Source organism: Paraburkholderia kururiensis JCM 10599 = LMG 19447, assembly GCF_003986935.1.
Lineage (GTDB): Bacteria > Pseudomonadota > Gammaproteobacteria > Burkholderiales > Burkholderiaceae > Paraburkholderia > Paraburkholderia kururiensis.
The window spans coordinates 1-1,298 of the sequence record NZ_RJZE01000095.1; the positions used below are offsets into that span (position 1 = coordinate 1).

Annotated in this window: 1 pseudogene; it reads left to right on the top strand. The window is 65.0% G+C overall.

The window, feature by feature from the left end:
* Window positions 1–127: 127 nt before the first annotated feature.
* Window positions 128–1,298, top strand: a pseudogene (locus PKKP23_RS33395) (ShlB/FhaC/HecB family hemolysin secretion/activation protein); the annotation flags it as partial.

The window sequence follows — 1,298 nt, forward strand, 5'->3', positions numbered from 1 at the left end:
GCGCTGCGGATCGCAAACCTTCGCACCCAGGTTCAGCGCCCATAAACTCGAGACCTCCTCCCGAAAGCCTTGTCTGGCAGGGGGTACAGGGGGATTTTCCATTTATGGGCGTTGGACACTTTTAGCCTGCTTCGGCAAACAGGGCGTTGAACTCGTCGTGAAGGGCCTGTCGCAGCTGATCCTCAGCCGTGGCTACGTCACCACGCGCGTGCTCGTCCCCGAGCAGGACCTGTCGACCGGCGCGCTGCATCTCTCGCTCGTACCCGGTGTGATACGCGAGCTGCGCTTCGCCGATCCCGCGACGGGCGGCACATGGAAGTCCGCGTTCCCCGCACGCGGCGGCGATCTGCTGAACCTGCGCGAGCTCGAACAGGGCCTCGAGCAGATGAAGCGTGTGCCCAGCCAGGACGTCAACATGCAGGTTGAGCCGACGGACATGCCCGGGGAGAGCGACGTGGTCATCAGCGTGAAGCGCGCGAAGCCGTGGACAGTCGTCGCCTCGGTCGACAACTCCGGCACGCGCGCCACGGGCCGGCTGCAGGGCAACCTGTCGCTCGGCATCGACAACCCGCTGGGGCTCAACGATCTCTTCAACATCGGTGCGAACCAGGACCTGGAATTTGGCGATAAACGCCTGGGCTCCCACGGCTTCAACAGCTTCTATTCGGTGCCGTGGGGCTACTGGACCGCGACGGTCTCGGGCAACACGAACACGTACTACCAGCCCATTGCGGGGGTGAACCAGACCTTCGTGTCGAGCGGCAACGCCCAGACCCTCGGCATGAAGTTGCAGCGTGTTATCCGGCGCAGCCAGAACGACGTGTTTGGCGTGGAGTTCCAGCTGACGAAGCGCTGGGGCGCGAACTTCATCGACGACACCGAGATTCCCTCGCAGCGCCGCGACAACACGTTCATCGAGGCGGGTGTGACGGACCGGCACTACTTCGGCGCCGCGCAGTTCGACGGCACGCTCGCGTACCGGCAGGGCATCGGCTGGCTCGGCGCGACACCGGACACGTCACAGGACGGCGGTCCCACGTACCGTTTCCACATGGCGGTGCTCGACGCGAACCTGTCGGTGCCGTTCTCGGTGGCGGGGCAGAACCTGCGCTACGTGACGACGCTGCACGGCCAGTTCACGAACAACACGCTGTTCTACATCGACGACCTGACCATCGGCAGCCGCTACACGGTGCGTGGCTTCGACGGCGAGACGATGCTCGCGGCCGAGCGTGGCTTCTACTGGCGCAACGAGCTGCAGGCGCCCATCGGGCAGACAGGGCAGAGCGTCTACGCCG